This is a genomic window from Acinetobacter vivianii (assembly GCF_014635885.1).
In the GTDB taxonomy this organism is placed as follows: domain Bacteria; phylum Pseudomonadota; class Gammaproteobacteria; order Pseudomonadales; family Moraxellaceae; genus Acinetobacter; species Acinetobacter vivianii.
Window position 1 is genome coordinate 81,345 of the sequence record NZ_BMDR01000002.1, and the last position, 21,447, is coordinate 102,791.

Annotated in this window: 22 protein-coding genes; 9 read left to right on the forward strand and 13 right to left on the reverse strand. The window is 39.7% G+C overall.

Annotated features, from left to right (window positions below; translation table 11 throughout):
* Positions 1-14: 14 nt before the first annotated feature.
* Both IEV36_RS04125 and IEV36_RS04130 read right to left on the reverse strand, forming a co-directional pair.
* Entirely contained in the window at positions 15-911 is an 897-nt protein-coding gene (locus tag IEV36_RS04125) for a WaaZ-like lipopolysaccharide core biosynthesis protein (protein WP_005259570.1), read from the reverse strand.
* 78 nt (positions 912-989) lie between these two features.
* Positions 990-1,892 (reverse strand): hypothetical protein, encoded by a 903-nt coding sequence (locus tag IEV36_RS04130; RefSeq protein WP_005259567.1) that lies wholly within the window; start codon positions 1,890-1,892, stop codon positions 990-992.
* A gap of 115 nt (positions 1,893-2,007) precedes the next feature.
* Between IEV36_RS04130 and IEV36_RS04135 the strand changes: the two genes are divergently transcribed.
* The 4 genes from IEV36_RS04135 (at position 2,008) to IEV36_RS04150 (ending at position 6,813) form a co-directional block, all read left to right on the forward strand.
* The gene (locus IEV36_RS04135) at positions 2,008-3,975 is read left to right on the forward strand and encodes an HAD-IA family hydrolase (protein WP_005259565.1); all 1,968 of its coding nucleotides are present in this window, start codon (positions 2,008-2,010) and stop codon (positions 3,973-3,975) included.
* Between the two features lie 333 nt (positions 3,976-4,308).
* Positions 4,309-5,106, forward strand: coding sequence for a glycosyltransferase family 25 protein (locus tag IEV36_RS04140; RefSeq protein ID WP_005259563.1), 798 nt, complete (start codon positions 4,309-4,311; stop codon positions 5,104-5,106).
* Positions 5,103-5,876, forward strand: a complete 774-nt coding sequence (locus IEV36_RS04145; protein WP_005259561.1) for a glycosyltransferase family 25 protein — start codon at positions 5,103-5,105, stop codon at positions 5,874-5,876. Before IEV36_RS04140 ends, IEV36_RS04145 begins: the two co-directional genes overlap by 4 nt.
* A 130-nt stretch (positions 5,877-6,006) precedes the next feature.
* Positions 6,007-6,813 (forward strand): glycosyltransferase family 25 protein, encoded by an 807-nt coding sequence (locus IEV36_RS04150; protein WP_005259560.1) that lies wholly within the window; start codon positions 6,007-6,009, stop codon positions 6,811-6,813.
* 36 nt (positions 6,814-6,849) lie between these two features.
* On the opposite strand, the gene IEV36_RS04155 is transcribed toward IEV36_RS04150, so the two are convergent.
* The 4 genes from IEV36_RS04155 to IEV36_RS04170 form a co-directional block, all read right to left on the reverse strand.
* A complete protein-coding gene (locus tag IEV36_RS04155) occupies positions 6,850-7,713 on the reverse strand; it encodes a lysophospholipid acyltransferase family protein (protein WP_005259558.1) in 864 nt (287 codons plus the stop codon).
* Positions 7,714-7,724: 11 nt separating this feature from the next.
* A complete protein-coding gene (locus IEV36_RS04160; protein WP_005226863.1) occupies positions 7,725-7,940 on the reverse strand; it encodes a hypothetical protein in 216 nt (71 codons plus the stop codon).
* Positions 7,941-8,065: 125 nt separating this feature from the next.
* Positions 8,066-9,847 carry an aspartate--tRNA ligase gene (gene aspS / locus IEV36_RS04165; protein WP_005226864.1) on the reverse strand — a complete coding sequence of 594 codons (1,782 nt, stop codon included), beginning with the start codon at positions 9,845-9,847 and terminating at the stop codon, positions 8,066-8,068.
* Between the two features lie 144 nt (positions 9,848-9,991).
* The gene (locus IEV36_RS04170) at positions 9,992-10,762 is read right to left on the reverse strand and encodes a DUF4184 family protein (protein WP_005259555.1); all 771 of its coding nucleotides are present in this window, start codon (positions 10,760-10,762) and stop codon (positions 9,992-9,994) included.
* Positions 10,763-10,900: 138 nt separating this feature from the next.
* On the opposite strand from IEV36_RS04170, the gene znuD reads away from it, so the two are divergent.
* From znuD to IEV36_RS04185, 3 genes are all read left to right on the forward strand, one after another.
* Positions 10,901-12,970 (forward strand): zinc piracy TonB-dependent receptor ZnuD, encoded by a 2,070-nt coding sequence (gene znuD, locus IEV36_RS04175; protein ID WP_005259554.1) that lies wholly within the window; start codon positions 10,901-10,903, stop codon positions 12,968-12,970.
* A 79-nt stretch (positions 12,971-13,049) separates the two neighbouring features.
* Positions 13,050-14,513, forward strand: a complete 1,464-nt coding sequence (locus IEV36_RS04180; RefSeq protein ID WP_155757694.1) for a phospholipase D family protein — start codon at positions 13,050-13,052, stop codon at positions 14,511-14,513.
* 25 nt (positions 14,514-14,538) lie between these two features.
* The gene (locus IEV36_RS04185; protein WP_005259550.1) at positions 14,539-15,351 is read left to right on the forward strand and encodes a hypothetical protein; all 813 of its coding nucleotides are present in this window, start codon (positions 14,539-14,541) and stop codon (positions 15,349-15,351) included.
* A gap of 83 nt (positions 15,352-15,434) precedes the next feature.
* Here the strand turns inward: IEV36_RS04185 and IEV36_RS04190 are convergent, their stop codons facing one another.
* The gene (locus tag IEV36_RS04190) at positions 15,435-15,872 is read right to left on the reverse strand and encodes a hypothetical protein (RefSeq protein WP_032864114.1); all 438 of its coding nucleotides are present in this window, start codon (positions 15,870-15,872) and stop codon (positions 15,435-15,437) included.
* A 178-nt stretch (positions 15,873-16,050) separates the two neighbouring features.
* Here IEV36_RS04190 and IEV36_RS04195 point away from each other — a divergent pair, with 178 nt between their 5' ends.
* Both IEV36_RS04195 and IEV36_RS04200 read left to right on the forward strand, forming a co-directional pair.
* Complete coding sequence (locus tag IEV36_RS04195) at positions 16,051-16,542, forward strand: RcnB family protein (protein WP_005259547.1); 492 nt, start codon at positions 16,051-16,053, stop codon at positions 16,540-16,542.
* Positions 16,543-16,695: 153 nt separating this feature from the next.
* Positions 16,696-17,067 carry an RcnB family protein gene (locus tag IEV36_RS04200; RefSeq protein WP_004775491.1) on the forward strand — a complete coding sequence of 124 codons (372 nt, stop codon included), beginning with the start codon at positions 16,696-16,698 and terminating at the stop codon, positions 17,065-17,067.
* A gap of 42 nt (positions 17,068-17,109) precedes the next feature.
* Here IEV36_RS04200 and IEV36_RS04205 read toward each other — a convergent pair whose 3' ends face one another.
* The 6 genes from IEV36_RS04205 to IEV36_RS04230 all read right to left on the reverse strand — a co-directional run bounded on the left by IEV36_RS04205 (position 17,110) and on the right by IEV36_RS04230 (position 21,446).
* Positions 17,110-17,607: a phosphate-starvation-inducible protein PsiE gene (locus tag IEV36_RS04205; RefSeq protein WP_004775490.1), complete on the reverse strand. Its 498-nt coding sequence runs from the start codon at positions 17,605-17,607 to the stop codon at positions 17,110-17,112.
* Between the two features lie 199 nt (positions 17,608-17,806).
* Complete coding sequence (locus IEV36_RS04210) at positions 17,807-18,676, reverse strand: hypothetical protein (protein WP_005259542.1); 870 nt, start codon at positions 18,674-18,676, stop codon at positions 17,807-17,809.
* 14 nt (positions 18,677-18,690) lie between these two features.
* Positions 18,691-19,503, reverse strand: a complete 813-nt coding sequence (locus tag IEV36_RS04215) for a hypothetical protein (protein WP_005259540.1) — start codon at positions 19,501-19,503, stop codon at positions 18,691-18,693.
* Positions 19,503-20,033: a DUF2313 domain-containing protein gene (locus IEV36_RS04220; RefSeq protein ID WP_005259538.1), complete on the reverse strand. Its 531-nt coding sequence runs from the start codon at positions 20,031-20,033 to the stop codon at positions 19,503-19,505. The genes IEV36_RS04215 and IEV36_RS04220 overlap by 1 nt, the downstream gene beginning before the upstream one ends.
* Entirely contained in the window at positions 20,033-21,082 is a 1,050-nt protein-coding gene (locus IEV36_RS04225) for a baseplate J/gp47 family protein (protein ID WP_005259536.1), read from the reverse strand. Before IEV36_RS04225 ends, IEV36_RS04220 begins: the two co-directional genes overlap by 1 nt.
* Before the next feature lies 1 nt (position 21,083).
* Complete coding sequence (locus tag IEV36_RS04230) at positions 21,084-21,446, reverse strand: phage GP46 family protein (protein ID WP_005259534.1); 363 nt, start codon at positions 21,444-21,446, stop codon at positions 21,084-21,086.
* Between the last annotated feature and the right edge of the window lies 1 nt (position 21,447).

Below are 21,447 nucleotides of genomic sequence, written 5' to 3' on the forward strand. Positions count from 1 at the left end.
AGATCTGTCACAGTTTAAAGCAAGGTTTTTGGATCAATCTTCTCAAAGGCATGTATGGCGCTGGTTTGAGATAGATTAAAAACTTTAATCTCTTTTTCTTGAAACAGCTTTGCAGCAACATCGAAGGCTTGAAATACCTCGTTAACATGGCGGTTTAAGGTGGTGGGTTGTTGACGTTCACTACTTTCGTAAAAACGCGGTTGTGTGAAGTTATTCATATCCAGACCAGCAATATAAATTTCTTTATAACTTAGGGTGTAGATCACCTGAAGAGCCACATACGCTACCGTAAAGTAGTCGAAGGTTCCTTTGAAAATATCTTGTGAAAATCCAAAACCATTCTGAATAAAAAAGTCTTTTTCATTTTGATCGAAATGCTTTGCGCGATCTAAAAAAACTTCAGTGACATTATCTGTAATGGTTTCAATCGTCTTGATCTGACAGCGAATATCTTCTATCGGAACTTGTCTGAGAATTATATCTAGACAACGTGGTGTCGTGAAAAATGTACATTCTGTATTCAGGACTTTCTGAACAAGATCAAAGCGACAGCCAACAAAGTTATGATCGATAATGATATAGCTGGAAAATTTGATTGAATCAAATGCGATTGCGCCGTTGACCCCAATATAATCAATGTCAGTACGATGCAAAATTTCGCGATCTAGTTGCTGAATAGATGGGCCAGCCGCCACTAGCATGCATTTCTTATGGTTAATCTGATGTGGTGCAAGATTGTAAGAAACTAATTGTTTTTTATAATAAATCTGTTCAATACGATGGTATTGATCTCTTGTTACGCTATAAAGAGGCCAGTAACGGCGGTTATGCTTTGCCGCTTTAGGAAAGAAAATTTTATAAATTAATTTATAAATACTTCTGGAAATAGAACCTGAGAAGAAGTGGATCATTTAAAAAAACCATTTATAAAATATCATCAGGAAGAATGGAACTAGATGCCCGTGGGAGACGACCTAGTTCCATTTATGTTAGTCATCTAAAGAAAAACTTTTCTTTTTAAACTTGGCTTTTAAATTATGTACAGAACGGGCAAACCAGTTTTTATCTTCAGGACGTGTCACTTTGTTTCCACGATAATGAATTTGAGTGGCTTTAGAAAAATCACCAAATGGTTCAATCTGATAATTTTCTGGACGATAGCCCGCTGCTAATGCTTCTTCATAATATTGATCAAAGAGCTGTGTCAGATCACTTCTCGGATGAGGCATGATTTTACCGTCAAACCAGTGTTTTTGACCTGCAGCTTCTAAGCGTGGTAAAGAATATTTATGACTGAACTGAGTTCCCATATCTGAATAATGAAGAATTTTGATCTGTTCAATTGCTAATTCTTCTCCATCAATATTGTTGTACGAATCTTGATAAGGCTGAACCAGTTTCGGTTTATCTTTTAGCAAACGCATCAATTTTTTGTGACTTTCTGGATCTGCCTGTATTTCTTTTAATGGCGGTAGATACGCTTTCGCCTTTTCGCAGTCCCAGACACAGGTACACAATCGGGCAGCGTTCTTTCCACCTTTGGCAATCACCATGGCATCGTCTTTTTTAGGATGTGCCCATAACTCTGCGATATCGCATAACACGACCACATCCGCATCCATATAAATGGCACGGCCCTGAAAATTACATGACTCTGGAATTGCCCATCTAAAACCTGAAAAAGGAGTCGCCCAATGCTCAGTATGCCAGCCTTCACCCGTCTGTTGATTGGTATACCATGGACTATTTGGGTCGTGGCTGAGTTGCATCCATATGATTTCAACGGGATGTTTGGTATGCTTGCGGACACTATAGTCCAGTACCATCATTTGTTCTAGATCACAGTTATTGGGATCGCAACCGACAAAAATTTTAATTGTGGAGTTAGACATTCCTAGCTTCCATCTTTAAGGCTGTATTCATAATTATAGTCTAAAAAGAGTGACGATTTTTGAAATATTTCTCTGGTCGTGATGAGTTTGTAAAGTGTTTATGTGAGGCAATGTAGTGATAACAAATACATTTATTGAAAAAACCAAAAAAAAGATTGCCAGAGCTGAAGTTGTTTCTTTTGATATATTTGATACTTTGTTATTACGTCCATATCTCTCTCCTCGTGATTTATTCTTACACATTGAGATTGATCAATGTCTAGAGGGATTTGCATTTGCCCGAAGAGAGGCAGAACTCAGTGCCCGAAAGAAAAATCCTGATAAACAGGAGATTTGTTATGACGACATTTATAATGAAATTGAAGCACGTTTTGCAAGCGCAAAAGAAATTGAATTAAATTGGGAACTTATGGTTCTTCAATCGAATCCTGAGATGAAAATACTTTGGGATTATGCGCTTGAGTTAAACAAAAAAGTGATCGTCATTTCAGACATGTATCACTCATATGAAGACCTTAGTCAATTACTCATTAAAAATGAATTTCATGCTTTTGAGCATCTCTATGTGTCTAGCTGCTATGGCAAAACTAAGAAAAAAGGGACCTTATTTGAACAGGTCTTTCAGGATCTACAAGTGAAACCGCAGGATATTGTACATATTGGGGACAATAAAAAGGGTGATTTTAGAACCCCAGCAAAATTAGGTATTCAGGCAATTTTATATAAACAGGTTGCACATCAGTTTTTAGCTATAAATGAGCGAGCAAGACGATTTGCTGAACAGAATGTCCCAAGTTTAGGCAAAAGCATTCTGGTGGCCATGTTGGCAATAAGATGGCGTAAGCAAACTTTGCAACAAGACAGTAGTCAATATTGGGACGACATTGGTTATGCCTATGCAGCCCCTCTGGCTTATGGTTATACCAAATGGATTGAAACAACAGCTCAGCAGAAACAACTCGACCATCTTCTATTTGTTGCTCGAGATGGATTTTTACTACAAAAAGCTTTTGAACATTTCCATTGTGGTGAGATAAAGACAAGTTATGTTTATGCACCACGTTTACTGAATCTGGTTTATCGATTGGATTATGACAAGCGTAATATTGAGCATGCCCAACCAATTGTTGATTTCTATAGCCAGAAATATGCAGATATTCGGGAGCTAAGAGATGCAAACTCTCTGATCAAAGCAAATGATTATCACGAATTTATTCAAATACATAAGCTTAAGTTTGAGTCTTATGCCAAAGAAATGTATGCAGATTATCATGTCTATATCGATGCAATTGTGAATAAACAGGAAAGCGTTGGTCTGATTGATAGTAAGACCGTCGCATTTACTTCACAAAAAATGTTGGAAGATGTTTTACAGCGACCAATTCAAGGCTTCTATTGGTCAACGTTTTTGCCTTATCGAACCAAGAAATATGCATTTGAGACGTTTATACCGAATAATTTAAATATACTCGATCCGAATGTATTTACTAAAAACTGGAAATTTGTGGAGCTACTTTTAAGTGCGCCTGAGTTTTCAATTCAGGGTGTTACACGAGAAGGCCAAGCGATCTATAAGGATAAACCAAGTACAGATGAGCGAATCATTAAAGATAATTATGCTCAGATTGTGCAAGGTGCTGAAATGTTCTTTGCTGATGTGAAAGCTATGTTTGGGCAAACACCTATTTATCTTGAAGGGCAGGAGCTTGTTTCTTGGGTGAATATTTTTTGTGATCATCCCAATAGTCATGACATTAAGGAAATGGCGGAGATCAAATTGGCTGTCGATGTATCACATCGTCGTAGTGTGCCTTTATTTGCGATGAAGACTTCATGGCTAGATTTTTTAAAAAAACCGAAAGCCACTCTGAATCTGTTAAAAACTATAACGTGGAGAACACCTCTGCAATCATTTGTTTTACATATGCTTAAGCCAGTAAAAATAAAAAGTAAACAGACCAAGCAAATAAAAATCAACTTTTTCCCATATCTTAAAGTTCGATATTTCTTATGGACCTTATCACTGTTTAAGCGTTTTTCGGTTCAATTGAGCTTAGGTGATCATAAAAAGCATAGTACTTAGACTTGGGCTTTGTTAAGCCTGCTTCAGTATATTGCTTTTATGGCTCAAATGAGAGAAAGAAGCTTTAGTTTTGATGCGTATTTTTGTTTAGAAAAGGACGTGTTGAGTAATCTTGGTATTAGAACTTAATATTTAATGTTTTTTAAGTAATTGAATTTAATTAAATTAAGCGTAACTCTTGTTTGTGAAGAATGTACTTTAAAGCTAAAAAACTATTTTTTATCCAGTATTTATGAGATTCCCTCTCATCTCGATTGATGTGTATCTGAAATAATGTACATCATAATCAAAAACAAGTATTCTTAGCGCCTACAGGCATGTGGCCTAATTTGTATGAATTATTACTATCCCGATATGAAAAAGTTTGTTGTAAGTCTCTCAAGCGCAATCGAGCGTCGTAAGCATATTTCAGCTCAATTTGAGAGACAGGGCATAGAATTTAGCTTTTTCGATGCTGTAACACCTGATATTGCAGCTTCGGATGCGCAAGCAATGAAACTCAGTGTGCATGAAAATCATATTGCTCGGGGGGAGCTTGCCTGTTTTATGAGCCATGTCCATTTATGGAAAAAAATTGTTGAGGAAGATATTCCTTACATGGCTATCTTTGAAGATGATATTCATTTGGGTGAAAAAGCAGATTTCTTTCTAAATCAATTCGATTGGATTGAGAAAGATTGGCATTTAGTCAAATTAGAAGCATTTACGCCCAAAGTAATACTTGGCCCTAAGCAGAAGCAATTTCCTCAGGAAGGGCGTGAGATCTATAAATTAACAGGTAAAAACTTAGGTACGGCAGGTTATATCCTTTCATTTGATGGGGCAAAATTTCTATTAAATGAAATTAAGAAAATGGATTATATTATTCCATTAGATAATTTTATGTTCGAATATGCTGTTAAAAATCATAATTTTATGATGTATCAAATGCAGCCTGCATTATGCATTCAAGATACCATCTTGCATTATCGTTCTACCAGTATTCAACTGAAAAGCCAGTTGACCTCTGAAAGAAAGAAAAGAATGCACGCAAACAAGGCCAACGGTTTACAAAAAATTCTGGTCGAATTATCTCGAATTACGACACAATTGAAAATTACTCTGTTTGCTCGTCGAGTGACTTTCAAGTGAAAAATTTTGTTATTAGCTTAAAATCGGCTTCTGATCGTAGGAAGCATATTGAAGAACAGTTTGGGGATAAGGGAATTGCATTTGATTTTTTTGATGCGATTGAACCTCCTCAGGTTGATCTTCAAGCTGAAAAAATCGGACTGATTCTTCGTCAAGGTGATCTCAGCCGAAATGAATTGGCATGCCTATTGAGCCATGTGTCTTTGTGGCAAAAAGTTATTGATGAAAAAATTCCTGCGATCGCAATTTTTGAAGATGATGTACATTTGAGCCATGATGCAGAGCTGTTCCTAACAGATTCAAGCTGGTTGCGGTGTGATATTGTTAAGCTGGAAAAATCATATAAAAGTGTGATTCTAGACTTGGAAAAAATACAAGTTTTCAAGGATAAAGAGTTCGTTTTGAGGAAGTTAAAAAAACCTCATTTAGGTGCTGCTGGCTATATCTTGTCGTATCAAGGAGCGGTGGCGCTTCTAGATTATATGAAAAGCCAGAATGAACTTGATCATGTTGACCAAATTGTTTTCCGAAAATATATTCATGAAGGCGAGCTTGGAATCTATCAATTGAATCCAGCTTTATGTATTCAGGACTATATTCTAAATCCTGAAGAACAAAAATTTAAAACCAGTCTGCAATGGCGTAATAAAGAAAAAATTAAGGTCAAAGGATTGAAGAAGTTATTGCGCGAACTGAACCGCTTTTTAACTCAGTTGAAAGAGTCTCCTTATAAAACCAAGCTAAAATTCATGAAGCGTAATAAGCAGTAAATTAGCGTTATATTGGTTTAATCAGGGCTTATTTTTGATTTCGCATAGTGCGAATATTTCCTTGTAGTTCATTTTATACTGTTTAGTTGTATAATCCTGATTTTTATTCTCAAGCATGATGGTTGTCTAAGTGAGTATTTTTGTCATTAGTTTGGATTCTGCGGTTGAGAGAAGACAACATATTGAAGCGGAATTTAAAAAATATTTAGTTGATTTCAACTTTTATGATGCAATCACCCCAGTCACATCTGACGAAGCTGCAAAAAGTGTCGAGATTGATTTAAGTCGACGTGGAGACTTAACAAAAGGGGAGGTTGCCTGTTTGTTAAGCCATGTCATGCTATGGAAAAAGATTGTTGATCTTGATCTGAAGTATATGGCTATTTTCGAAGATGATATTTATCTTGGTGAAAATATACAGAATTTTTTTAGTGATTTTTCATGGATCCCTGAAGACGTCCATATCATTAAATTAGAAGCTTTCGATAAAAAAGTTGATATGGCTTTTTTCCCAAAATTATCAAAAGATGGTAGAAGCTTATATCACCTTAAGGCGATGCATTTAGGTGGAGCTGGTTATATTTTATCAAAAGCAGCAGCTGAACATTATCTTGCACTTATTGCGAATATGCCAAAATTGGTACCTGTAGATCACATCCTGTTTGGTTGTGATGTTAAATATGGGAAGTATGAAACTTATCAAATCACTCCAGCGATTTGTGCTCAAGATTTCTATGTTTATAATAAATATGATAATTTACCAAGTCATTTGGAAGAAGACCGTTCAGTCCGCCATAGAGCTGAGAAGTTAGCCCGACTGCAACAAAAGAAGAAATTAAGTCTATCTCTAAAAGTTAAAAGAGAACTTTTCAGATTAGTTTCGCAAATCTTGAAGCTGACGAAGCTCTCTGCTTATCGAACGGTAAAGTTTAAATAATTAGATTTTTATGAATCTACGTGAGCTGTCTGTAATTCATTTATAGACAGTCTTATCACCACCCCTAAACCGTTTATAACCCCACATATATTCAGCAGGAAAGCGGTTGATCATCTGTTCAACTGCTTGATTGAGTGCAGTCGTTGCAACTTCGATGTCGCGATCATAAAGTGCTGGATCATTCAGATCATCGCAATACACATCAAATCCTTCACCATCCTCACGACGGAAACAGCTTAATCCCACCAGACGACATTGGGTTTTTTGAGCCATTTTGCTGGCCAGTGTACTGGTTAGGCAGGGAATTCCGAAAAAAGGAACCACGACACCGCCAGACGGATCGGGAACATGATCAGGCAGAATCACACTGAAACCACCTTGTTTTAGATTCTTAAATAGCGCTTTGACACCTGAAGCATCTGTCGGCACTAAGGTTGCATTAAGGCGTTGACGTGCATGCAATGCAAAAGCATTGAATCCTGAATCTTTCATGGGTTTATACATGATGGTCGGGATGCCATATTGATGTACCCATGCATTCATCATTTCCCATGTACCCAGATGCGGAGTAATGATCAGTGCACCGCGAGGATCGCTCAGCGCATCGGTCAGGACTTCCAGATGATGCACAGTATGAATCTGTTGAATGCTCCATTCGGGTGGCATTGCCCAGCATTTTCCAGATTCGATATAACTGAAACATTGCTTGGTAACACTTTCTCGTGCAAGCCGTTCTTTCTGCTCTTGACTGAGTTCAGGGTAAGCCAGCCCAAGATTGACTCTGGTTTTCCACAGCATACTTTTATTCGGGTTTTGATTGATAAAGTAAGCCGCCACTTTTGCGATACTACGCAAAAATGGGAGGGGTAAAATACGGAGCAGAGTAGGGTAAAAAGACATTCTAATGGGTCTTATTTATCGGCGTTGCCTTTAAGCACCATATAAATCAGTGCAACAAAAATTAGTAAAGCGCCTACCAGACTGCTTACGCAGAAATATAAAATGCGTTGGTTGGTATCCATATTGAAAAGTTCATTTGCCAGGATGTAACGCATAAAGAACCATTGAGCAAGTGAAAACACAATAATGATAATTGTATGTCGACGTACATCAGGACGCATTGCCATAAGACTGACCTCTCAATAAAAAGCAGTCTATTATGCCATTAGCGGCCATGATCTCAAAGCAAAACTAGGGATTATAAAAAAACCCTGCAGAGTGCAGGGTTTTTGTTGAAGCATAAACTCAAGGTTTATTTTTCTTCAGCTTTTGGCTTTTCGCGTAAACGAATACCCAAGTCACGCAATTGATTTGCTTCAACTGGCGCAGGTGCTTGAGTCAATGGACATTCAGCAGTCTTGGTTTTCGGGAATGCAATTACATCACGAATCGAAGATGCACCTGTCATGAGCATGATCAAACGGTCAAGACCGAATGCCAAACCACCGTGCGGAGGCGCGCCATAACGTAATGCATTGAGTAAGAAGCTGAATTTCTCTTCTGCTTCTTCTTCGCCAATACCTAAAGCTTCAAAGATTGCCTTTTGCATCTCTAAAGTATAGATACGAAGTGAACCGCCACCGATTTCAGTACCATTCAATACCATGTCGTAGGCAACAGAAAGTGCTTCACCTGGATTGTTCTTCACTTCTTCAACGCTTGACTTTGGAAGTGTGAATGGGTGGTGAACAGAGGTCCATTTGCCATCATCAGTTTCTTCAAACATTGGGAAATCAACAACCCAAAGTGGTGCCCACTCACAAGTTGCAAGATTAAGATCATGACCGATTTTCACACGAAGTGCGCCCATCGCATCGTTTACAACTTTGGCTTTATCTGCACCAAAGAAAACGATGTCGCCATTCTCGGCACCAACACGTTTCAATAGATCAAGTACGATTGGCTCGATGAATTTAACGATTGGTGATTGAAGACCTTCGATGCCTTTTTCAAGTTCGTTGACTTTAATGTAAGCCAAGCCTTTTGCACCGTAGATGCCTACGAATTTGGTGTATTCATCAATTGCACTACGCGGTAAAGAACCAGCACCCGGTACGCGTAAAGCAACGATACGGCCTTTAGGATCTTTTGCAGGGCCTGCGAAAACTTTGAATTCAACGTCTTGCATCAAGTCTGCAACGTCAACAAGTTTCAATGGAATACGCATATCTGGTTTGTCAGATGCATAATCACGCATTGCGTCAGCGTAAGTCATACGTTCAAACTTATCGAATTTTACATTCAATAATTCGTTGAACATTTTAACGGTTAAGCCTTCCATTAAATCCATGATGTCATCGTCACTCATGAACGATGTTTCAACGTCGATTTGGGTAAATTCAGGCTGACGATCCGCACGTAAATCTTCATCGCGGAAACATTTAGCAATTTGGTAATAACGATCGATACCACCAACCATCAACAACTGTTTGAACAACTGTGGTGATTGTGGAAGCGCATAAAAGCTACCATTTGAAACACGGCTTGGTACTAAATAGTCACGTGCACCTTCTGGCGTTGCGCGTGTCAAAATTGGTGTTTCAACGTCAAGGAAACCATGATCTTCAAAATAGTTACGGATCAAGTTGGTCACTTTAGAACGGAAACGTAAGCGCTCTAACATTTCTGGACGGCGGATGTCCAAGAAACGGTATTTCAAACGAATTTCTTCTGAAATATTGGTATTTTCGTCATTCAATGGGAATGGCGGAGTATCAGAAGCTGCAAGAACTTCGATCTCTTTACCTAAAACTTCAATCTGGCCACTCACCATGTTGGCATTTTCAGTACCTTCATAGCGACGACGAACACGACCTGTAATTTTTAAAACAAATTCTGAACGTGCTTTATCTGCTGTTGCGAATGCTTCAGGGGTATCTGGATCGATAACAACCTGTACAAGACCATCACGGTCACGCATATCAAGGAAAATCACACCGCCATGGTCACGGCGACGATGAACCCATCCGCATAAAGTAACTGTTTGATCGATTTGGGCTTCAGTTAAAGAGCCACAGTAATGAGTGCGCATCATATTGAATTATTTATCCAAACTATATTGGCTGTAGAAGGTGAATGCGTAAACAGCGCAGCACCAATGAAGGGGAGATTATGCCTTGTTGAACGTATAGTCTCAAGTCTTAATGTTTTCAAGCGAATTTTAAACAGACGCTTTTTGCTAAAATGCTTTCATACGGCTAGTCCGATCCAAAAACAAGAATAATAGACAAGCCATGGTAAAGACAGTTAAGCCAGCTTGTGTAAATTCATTAATCGATTTGCCAATAAAAAAATAGCGTTCAGTATTCCAAAGATCAGTATTGATATGACGGTTATAGTCAAATACTGAAAACAGCCCATATAAGATGGAAAGAATCATACTGATGAGTGCAAATCCCTTGAGTTTAGAGGGAACGGGATGATGATGTTTATGCGTTTTATAATAATCCCAGCACATTTTTATCAAAAACGGCAAGGCAATAATTGAAGAGCCAATCTGTAAGACAAAATGTAATGGATAACTAAAACCCCAAAATGAAATGTTATGGGCCAGAATCCCTTTAAAAGCAAATGTTCGAAAATCAAGATGGGTTAAGCCATCCCAGATTAAATGTGTGCTAATTCCAATAATAAGTGCAATGCAATTCAAAAAGCTGAAAGAAATAAAATCATCCAGTGACTTGATATTTAAAGGATCTTGAATCTCAAGACAACGATAAGTCACAGGACGATAGATTAAATACCACACTAAACAAAAGCATAGGCCCAATGGCAGGCTCGGAAATAAGATACCTGCCCATTGGTGTGTTAAAGGTGTATTTTCTTGCGTAAATAATCGATAAAGATCAGGTGTCATACAACCAATTGCCAGTGCTGCAACAGGCAAATGACCCTGACTTAATTTGGATAAAGGCGGAGCGAGAACTGCATGGGAAAGTGTAAAAGGCATATCGTTAGAAAACGACCATTCATTGAATCATGGATAAGCAGTGTAGCAAATGTCCTTTGTTCCACTGTTTTTTATTGCAAATTAAATGAAATGTTATAATATAACAAAAAATAACGATCAACTGATTCGGGACACGGTATGTCATTTCCGCAAAATATTTTGACCTTATCCATTTTAGCTGTTGTATCTGTATCTACATTTGCAGCCGAAAATGAACAAGTTACCACCTTAGATACCATACGAATTAAAGCGCATCCGCTTGAGCAAACCTCAAAAGATTTTGCTGTTGCAGATACTGTGGTAGATGAAAAACGTTTACAACAGGGGGCTGTCACCATTGGTGAAGCGCTAAGCAGTGAGCCTGGCATTTATTCAAATCAGTTTGGTGCTGGTTCTAGCCGTCCTGTCATTCGTGGACAAGATGGGCCGCGCGTTAAGGTGCTGCAAAACTCATCTGAAAACATTGATGTATCTACCTTGTCTCCTGACCATGCGGTAACAGTCGATCCTGCATTGGCAAAGCAGGTTGAAGTGATTCGTGGCCCATCAACTTTATTATTTGGTGCAGGAACAGTCGGTGGTTTAGTCAATGTCACCGATAGCAAGATTCCAACAGAAATGCCTGGAAAAGGTTACGAAGGTAATGTTGGCTTACGTTACAACACTGGAAGTGATGAAAAGCTGGCAACTGCGGGCGTAACCGTTGGTCTGGGTGATCAGGTTGCGTTACGTGTCGAGGGCTTAAAGCGTGAAGCCAATGATTATATCGCTCCAGATTATGTACATGAAGGAGAGCGAGAGCGCCGTGTAGACAATACCTTTGCCAAAGGTCAAACCGTGAATGTCGGTTTATCCTGGATTTATGATCGTGGCTTTACGGGCATTTCTTATAGCAATCGCCAAGATCAATATGGTTTGCCGGGGCATAGCCATGAATATGAAAGCTGCCATGCACATCTTTCTGGACTCCCTCATTTACATTGCGGCGAGCATGATCATGGTGAGGGTGACGATGATCATGGTCATGAGGATCACGACCATGAACATGGCACAGGACCTTGGATTGACTTAAAATCTGAGCGCTATGATGTGCGTACAGAACTGAATGATCCATTTGCAGGCTTTAAAAAGTTACGTGCTCAAGCGAGTTATACCGATTATAAACACGATGAAATTGAAGAAGATACCATCGCTACGCGCTTTAAAAACAAGGGCTATGATGGACGTTTAGAGTTGGTACATAATCCAATTGGCCCATGGGAAGGGGTGATTGGAACGCAATATGGTCAACAGAAACTGGAACTCACTGGTGAAGAAGCGTTCTTGGCACCGAATACCACCAAGAAGTGGAGCATCTTTGGCTTAGAGCATGCACAATTTAATGATGTCCATGTTGAGCTGGCAGCACGCGCAGAAAAACAAAAAATTGATATTGATGACTCAAGCAAAAAAGATTTTGACGGTTCAGCCTTCTCGGTTTCAGGCGCTGCCAACTGGGAGTTTGCACCAGACTATAAACTTTCGTTGGTTGCCTCACATCAGGAGCGTTTACCTTTAGCACAAGAACTATATGCCAATGGTGGACATTTCGCGACCAATACTTATGAGCTGGGTAATGATCGTTTAAGTAAAGAGAAGTCAAATAATGTTGAATTGGGTTTCCATTATGACAATGACAAATTTGACTACCATGTACATGTGTACCACAACTGGTTTGATGACTATATCTACGCTCAAACCTTAGACCGTTATAAAGATTTCCGTTTGGTCAAATATACGCAGGATCAGGCACGTTTCTATGGTGCTGAGGCAGAAGCGGGTTATCAGATCTCGGACATGTATAAAGTGGGTGTATTCGGTGATTATGTTCGCGGCAAAATCGACAATGAAAATGCCCCGCGTGTTCCAGCAGGTCGTCTAGGAACAAAAGTAAATGCGGACTTTGGTGATGGCTTTAGCGGTTCAGCTGAATACTACCACGTGTTCCAGCAAGACAAGATTGCAGCTTATGAAACTGATACGCAAAGCTATAACATGTTGAATCTGGGTGTGGCTTATTCAGGTAAATACAGCAATGTCGGTGATTATCGTGTTTATCTAAATGCCAATAACTTGCTGGATGATCAGGTTTACCAACATGCATCATTCTTATCAACGATTCCACAAGTGGGCCGTAACTTTACCGTTGGTGTGAATTTTAACTTCTAATTTTTCACTTAAATCTTATTGAAAAATCAAAGTATAAGCTCTAGCCTTAGACCATTAGGCTAGGGCTTTTTTTGTTTATATGCGTATCTTCCAACGAATCCATCGAAAATTAAACTGGTCAGGTCGACGTTACATGGCAGTCATATTGAGTATTTTTGCGATTGGGTACATTGCTTCGGCAGTCTACCACACAGTAAAACCACTCCCGAAAGGGCTGGATTTTACTGGGCAGTTGCGTCATGCCAATGTGAAATTTCTAGCCGATCAGACCTATATCGATGCAAAAGGCCAGCAACAGGTCGATCAGCATATTTTCAAGGAAGTCTTCCATTTAATTGATCAGGCACAGACCACGATTGTGCTGGATATGTTCCTGTTTAATCAGGAAGTGGGAAAGTCAAAGGTTAAGCAATTTCCTTTGATGCAAGAGTTGACAGATGCGTTGATCGTTAAGCGTCGTTTGCATCCAAATGTTGAAGTTGTGGTGATAACCGATCCGATTAATTCGGTTTATGGCGGGATGACACCGAAACATTATCTACAGTTGCGTCAAGCAGGTGTGGATGTGATCGAAACCGATTTAAAACCATTGCGCGCTTCTAATCCGCTTTGGTCAGGTTTTTGGTATATCTGCTGTCAGAATTTGGGTAATAATCCTGAAGGTGGCTGGTTAAGTAGCCCATTTGGTGATGAAAAAATTACCTTGCGTAGTTATCTGGAGTTATTCAACTTCAAGGCCAATCATCGTAAAACTTTGGTGGTTGATACCGAACAGGGCTGGAAAAGTTTGGTGACCTCTGCCAATCCGCATGATGGCAGTTCGCATCATAGTAATGTTGCACTGGTGGTGGATGGGCCAACCGCGATTGATGTCTTACAGACTGAACAAGCCGTTGCCAACATGTCAAAGGGGTCTAGTCCTTTTGTGATTATGGGTGGGGTGAGCGAAGACAAAACCTTGCCGCAGGTGCAAGTGCTGACTGAAAAAGCCATTTATGATGGCATCTTGAAGATGATTCAGACAGCCAAGAGTAAAGAGCATCTGGATATGGCGATGTTCTATTTGTCGGAACGCAATATTATTGAAGCACTGAAACAAGCGCAGCAACGTGGTGTCAACATCCGTATCATGATCGATCCGAATAAAGATGCATTTGGCCGTCAGAAGAATGGCATGCCGAATCGCCAAGTTGCATCAGAGCTCAATGCTGCTGGTATTCCAATTCGTTGGTGCGATACTCGTGGTGAACAGTGCCATAGCAAGATGTTGCTTAAATACAATGCACAGCAAGCTGAGATGATTCTGGGTTCTGCCAACTTAACGGCACGTAATCTGAAAAACTATAATCTTGAAACTGATATGCGTGTGATTGGTTCAGCACAAGCGCCAGTGTTTAAAGATGCCGGGCAATACTTTGATGCAGCATGGAGTAATGCCAATGCACGTCAAATCACAGTGGATTATGCAAAATATGCTGATGAGTCAAAAGTAAAATACTGGATCTATCGTTTTATGGAATGGTCAGGGTTATCCACTTTTTAATTCAGCATAAATAGAGTTCTACACAATGGCGAAAATTAAACTCAATATCAGACAGGATGAGCAGATTGATTTAGATGTACATCAATTCAATCATTATGCAGATATTGTTGAAATTCAAAGTTGGGCAGAACTCTTGGAATGCTATCGCTCCCTTAAACAGGAGGTTTACCCTAAAAAAGTGTTTCTGGTTCTGGATGATAGGGCACAGGCAGAATACACATCTATGCATGCTCAATTGGGTGAGCAACTTTATTTCGACGATCGTCAATATTTTGAAGGAATCGAAGATCTTGGAAGTCGAGACAGTCTTCTGATTGAAAGTAATATTGTCACACCTTTATTGTTTCAACATCATGTGCAACAGCTGAGTCATCTAGATCACCAGCGGAGCTTTGAAAGCTTGGCTGGAAAAATGCAGCACTATGATGAAAGTGATCTAGAGGCGCTCGTTTATTTCAATCAACATCTATTGATCTCTACTCATACTGAAATCATGGTTAAAGTGGCTGTTGTTGAAACAGAAGCATTGAAGTTGGCGATGATGCCGAATGGCTATTTTTCTTGTGATTTTGATCCTTTTGAGAATTATGCGCTAATTCAGAAAATGCAGCATTATGGCTTCGAATTTATTGGACTTGGAGCGGCGTTGTTAGGCTGGATCAAAACAGCAGATTTTAATGCAGAAAAAATTGAAGATTTAATTCAGGATCTCGCTTTGATTTATCCTTTAGATTTATCTCATCAAAAGGCAATGAAAGACTTGATTTTAAAAAATAATTATCTGATTTTACCTTATTCTGAATCACCACAAGAATATTTGGGTTACGACTTATCGTGATTCAGAACGAGAGTTCAAGAAGCTGAATTTGGAGGTTTACTTGGTATTCAGCTTGTTGAAAGAAATACACGATCAATAAAAAATTAAGGACTCGGTGGAATTAATTGATCCAGATCTTTATCTGCTAACTGATCCAGTTCACTTAAATCGGTTTTGATTTTCCACTGACTGTCATCATCGACAGGGTTAGGTAAACGCGCTTCTAACCAGTCACAGACGATATCTGGGCTAAATTCTGGATGATTACACTGGATCACCCAAGCCAGAAAATCTTTGGCTTCACCGTTCATATAGGGCGGTGGTGATACGGGGAAAAATTGGGTGGGAAGACGCTCATTCGTCGATAAATAATTGAGGACATGTCCCAGTTCCTGAACTGTTTGCCATGCTAATGGATGTTCAACATCAATATTGAACTTAAACCACCATGCATGCTGACCATCTGCACCATGCGCCACGATACGGGATTCTTGTACGCTAGGAACTTTACAGAAAAATTGATAGAGACGATCAAAATTCATTTCAGCCACAGATGTTGCCTCAAAACCAAAAAATTGATTCTAACATATCTCATAGAGGCTATAGCGAGCTGCTCTTTATCCATGGAATTAAACAGTTAGTCTGAAAAAATATTATTACAACAGTGGCGCTTATTTTTTATTCTAAAATAAAAGCATACTCTGATTTTGGGAGATCATGATGCAGCAATCTAAACTTTATATCTATGGCTTGGTCTGCCTACTCAGCGGTCTCCCTGTAATGAGCTATGCCGATAATGCGTGGGGTGGATATAGCGGGGTAGAACGCCGTTCTTATCATCAGAATACACCTGCCTATCAGCCGCCTGCGCAAGACCCATTTGCGTTCTCGAATCAGCGCGCGACACCCACTGCGCCACCGAAAGGCTATTATTATCAGCCGAATCAAAATAACTATTATCCTCATTCGAACCATCGCCCCGGCGTTCGGATTGAATATTATCCAGAGACTCAATATGACCGCAGCTATCGCCGTGAGTCCTTTGTGGTGGGAAATGAATTACCGGGTGAGTTCCGTAGCGAGCGCTATGTAGTGCGGGATTGGGATTATTATTCTTTGCGTGAACCGCCACGTGGTCGACATTGGGTGGTCGTTGATGGACGTTATCTTTTAGTGACCAATGATAACTTTACCATTGAGATTATTCGCTGATTTGACATCTGTTTTTAAATTTTGAATAGAGAGTATTCTCCACAATTTCTCGCTATTCATTACAAAGCTTTGCAATGTCGCGAGTTTTATTCATGCTTTCTCCTAGAGTTTTTCTTAATCTGATTTCAGATCGAAAAAACAGAGGATCAAACAATGAAAAAGACCGTCGTATTGCTTGTATCAACACTCATGCTCGGTGTATCTGCATCAGCAATGGCAGATTCAAACCGTTGGAATAATGATCATAAAGACCGTTATGATCAGCGCTATGATCGTTATGACCATCGACATGATCACCGTGAACAACCGCGCTGGTCAAATGGTGATCGCGGTAATCATTATGGTCAACGTATCAACTTCAAACGTGGTGAGCGTTTACCGTCAGAATTCCGTAGTAATCGTTATATGGTATCCAATTATCGCTACCATCGCCTTTATCAGCCACCACGTGGCTATAATTGGATGCAGGTACAAGGCAAATATGTACTGGTTGATTCCAAATATCGTATCTTCCGAGTGGCATAATCCTCATATGAGAAAAGCAGGCAATCCGCCTGCTTTTTTTATTTATGCCAATTCATCATCTTGCGGTCGAGGCGTTTTATTGGAAGGCAATTGTTGCTCCTGATCTTTGCCACGAATCACAGAAGGGTAGTTCCACGATGCAAAACGCACCACCAGAATCGCAACTGCCAAAATCAGGATCGAACCTGTGGTAATGACTAAATCCATCGACGCTTTATGATTATGCTGAATATCAGCAATGAGCAAACGGGTCAGTGCAGTAATCGCGACATAGATCAGAAAGCGCACTGGCATATGATTGGTCTTGAAATAAATCCCGACCATGGCGCCTAGTTCTAGATAGATAAACAACAGCAAGATATCATCAATGGTGGCGTATTGTTTAACCGTCAGAATCTCAATCACGGTATGTACGGCTGACCATGCAATCATACAGCCGATAATAAACAGGGCTAAATAATGAAAGGCTTCAACTGCGTAGTGACCGAAGCGATCAAGTAGACGAGGTAAGCCTTCAAGTTTATCTTTTGAATTCGACATGGCGATTTATATGCTCAACATGATGATTGGAATGATATGCAAGTTTTATGCTGTTTTTATGTAAGTTTTCGGCGAATTTTGCACTAAATTATATTTGATTTTGCACTAATATTTTATAGGTTATTTTGCACTAAATTAGTATATTTTTTAAAATGTTAGAGCAAGTGTATTTTGCACTTTAACTCTAACGCTTATCATCTTACTGAAAATGTATCAGCTTACCTAGAAATCCATTTACGATCATTGAATCGCCGACGCGAGAAGTGCGTAGGTTCTGGATATTGTCATACGTTTGAGCAATATTGCCGATGGCGTGACCGCTAGGACATTGCGAAAAGAAGGTATTAACAGAACCAGTCACCAACACCGTGCATTTGACAGACTCTAAATTGTTATTGCCATTTACTCCAGCATTATTAAACATCTTGTATTCTGGCTTTAGCCTGCATAAGTTGAAGTCTGATCCGCCTAAATAGAAGATACCACTAACAAATAAAACCCCTCCGATTATAGCAAAGCGTAAAGGGTGCGCAGGATGTGCAGTATTTAGTTCAGGGTTAACCCATTCACTAATATCTTGTATAGGAATCCATTTAGGTGCTAAACGGTCAAGCTGCGCTTGCAGTTTACGGGCAATAGTATTAATTGAATCGTTAGGGCCGATGCGTGAACTATCTAAAAAATCTAACGCGCCTATCGGCGTTTGTCTAACGCGTTCACTGGTGAAGTATAAATTAGAACTTCCTTCAGGAACCTGATCTGTATTAGATGCGTTATTAACCTCGCGAACAACCCATTTCTGATCTGTAGCGTCCCATATAGCGCGCATAATATCGAAGCCTGAACCGCTATCAATATCTGCTGAATTGCCGTCCTCTGCTACAGGATAAGCTAAATCTAACGCCGCTTTACTGGTGAAAGTCCCAAGATGAAGTTTCTTATAATCAATCTTATCAAGTTTGGATTCTGATAAATCTTCTATCGTGGATTCTAAGGACTCATTCGTTCGACTTAAATTATTCAGCTTATGGACAACTTGCCCTGTTTCAAAATCACGTTCTTTAAACATAACGACGGCCTTACTTAATTGTTGCGACTATAAGGATAGTCATTTAAGTCATTAACGACTTGTGTATATCCCGCGCTGGTAACTTCGATCCATATCCAGCGGTGAATGCTTGTAGGGTCTTCTGGACTAACGTAGTCGGTTCTAACAACTATCACATTCTGTTTTGCACCTACAGGGCCTTCTTCATAGAGATCAACAAGACGGCTATAACTATCATCATCACCCTTGCTGCCGTAACCAGCAGATTGGTAGGTCGTGTTGATATGTACAATCGCGGCCGAGGCGACAGGTAAATAAACGTGTAAGTTCGCATCTCCAAGAGTAGAGTGCACTCTCATTGTCTGCTTTAACACACCACCAGGTTGATAATGCGCGCTAATTAAAACAGCATCATAGTTGATTGGGTTGTTTTGATAATGAACAGGGTATCTTGTAGTTGCGCTACTAAGCGGCCTAATAATCAATCTGCTAATGGCATTAATTCTGTCATGGACGACATTAATAGCATCATTCAAATTTTGTTGAACATAGTTAACAGCATCTTGCCGTTCTATTTTTTCTTGGTCTAATTTCTGTTGCGTAGCAGTAGCAAGCGCCAACAAATCAGCTTCAGTAGCCAGTAAATTATAAAGCTGGTCTTGCAATCCGTCGTTTAAAGATACACCGTTTTTTTCCAGAAGATTGCAAAGTTCTTCTTGTACTTGGTTTAACCATTTTGGTGTTAAATGTGTAGCATCTTGATTGGGTAAATCGGCATTGTCATGAAAGCCATTTTTTCCAATACCATTCAAATTGGGACGTGCACCAACTCCATCAATACGATTCATTAAACATACTCCAAGTCATAACGTAAAAAAGCTGGCAGATAGTTTTCAATAATGCAGTCCATATCAGCCAGTACAGGTTCTCGAAGCTTTAACTTGACCTTATATCTAAGCTGCTCAGTATTTACGGGAGCATTACAAGCACTAATACATTTGAATGGTTTAAAAGTAACAAGCTCAACTAATTGAACGTTAAAAATAGCTAAAAGCTGTTCAAGGTAAGTTTTGTTAAACACGTTCTTTGTACTTCTGATCCAGCGTACCAGCTCTAATCGCTCATCGAATGTCCGTACATTCGTCTGGCATTTTAACGGTAAGCCATATTCTCTCTCGTATTCCTCAAGCAATTCAGGTGGAATTGCTTCCAAAACATTTAACAAGCGTTTGCCGTCTAAATCGCATTGAGCTAATGCTTTAGCATGCGCATAAACATCGTCATTAATGATTGTATTCGGTGCTTTGTCGTACATGCCAGGAGGTAAAAGTTGCCGTAAAACCAGCGCATATTGCTTAATTGTTTGTTCTAAAGTCATCACGCTGCACTCACCGTTAATAAACCTAATCTCAACCAGCGTGTGTGCATCCAGTCTACAGAAGGGGTGATATTTTGAGATGGAGTTAAAGCCAAATCTGTAACCCCAGCCAATGCCACGATTCTTGAGGAAAGTATTGCTGCTAAATATGGTTTCCCTGGTGCAAGCTCAGCAAAATAGTCTTTAATAACATTTCGAACGTCGACTAAATTAGCGTTGCCTGTTATTACCGCTGTAACTGAAACAAGTTGTTCTGAAGGAGAGTAGACTTTCCACTCACCGCCTACCCAAAAGCCTGCGTATTCATCTAAAGCAGCTTGTGCAGTTTCTATTAAAGCCTGGCTAGGCAAAGTTGGCGGATTTCCTACTGCTGTAATAGCCACGTCAAAAGTCCCTAGTCCACGTCGTTTAGGGTATGGGTACACGTCTTGTACGCCTTCAATGTCTTCAAGCAGTTTGATTAAATCGGCTTTACGGTCACGTGAGATACCCAATTGCTTTCTTTCAGATAATCTTGTGCGCCAATCCTCAAGTTCTTCGCCATCAGTACCCCCGCCAATAGATACCTCAGTAATATTCCCTTCAAGTCCAGCTTGAGGGCTTACCCACGTAAGTGAACCTGAAGCGTTCCAGCTTGCACCGACTTGATCTGCAATCACATCAATTGATTTAGGAATATTGGCCTGTAACTCTACGTCTGAAACGACAGTCCAATAATATGATCTGCCATTCGTTAGCTTGCTGCCTGCGGGGATTACTAAGTCTATATTTGACTTTGCTAGGCCCGTACCTGAAGCCTGATCACCTCCAGAACGCGGGAGTCCTAATTCTTCTGCATGAATATATAAAAATGGTTCATCCGCTGTGGCAATAAAAAGCTGTCTTTGGATGTAAATTTGATGATGATAAAGTCCTTCTACAACGGAAGCCGTTCCGTCAGCGCGAATACCCGCATCAGAATCATCTTTAACAGTTAAACCAGTTCTATTACGGATTTCCTGAGTAATTAAGTTTTTAATCTGGTTATAAGTTCTAATTGAATAAGCCATTTTAACCGCCTAAAGATACGAAATATGGAATTGATTGCGCTTCGCCTGTTAAGCGCACAATATCAATAGCTAAATCAATCCCTTGTTTGGTGGATTGGCTGGCCTTCACTGTTAAAGATTGCAGGCGACCAGGTACTAAGTCTTCTAAAGCTTCTTCCGCATACTGTTGAGTCAGTTGAATCATTCTCGGTACATCTTTCGATCTTTTGAGAAGATAAAGGCGGCTTCCCAAGTTAGGGTCAGCCCAATATTTGCCTCGGTGTACGCCTAACCTTAAACAAACGCTTTGGACAATATCGTCATTAAAAGCTGCGTCTAAACTGATTAGGACGTAATCTTTAGTTTCTAAATTTATAGTTCCCATA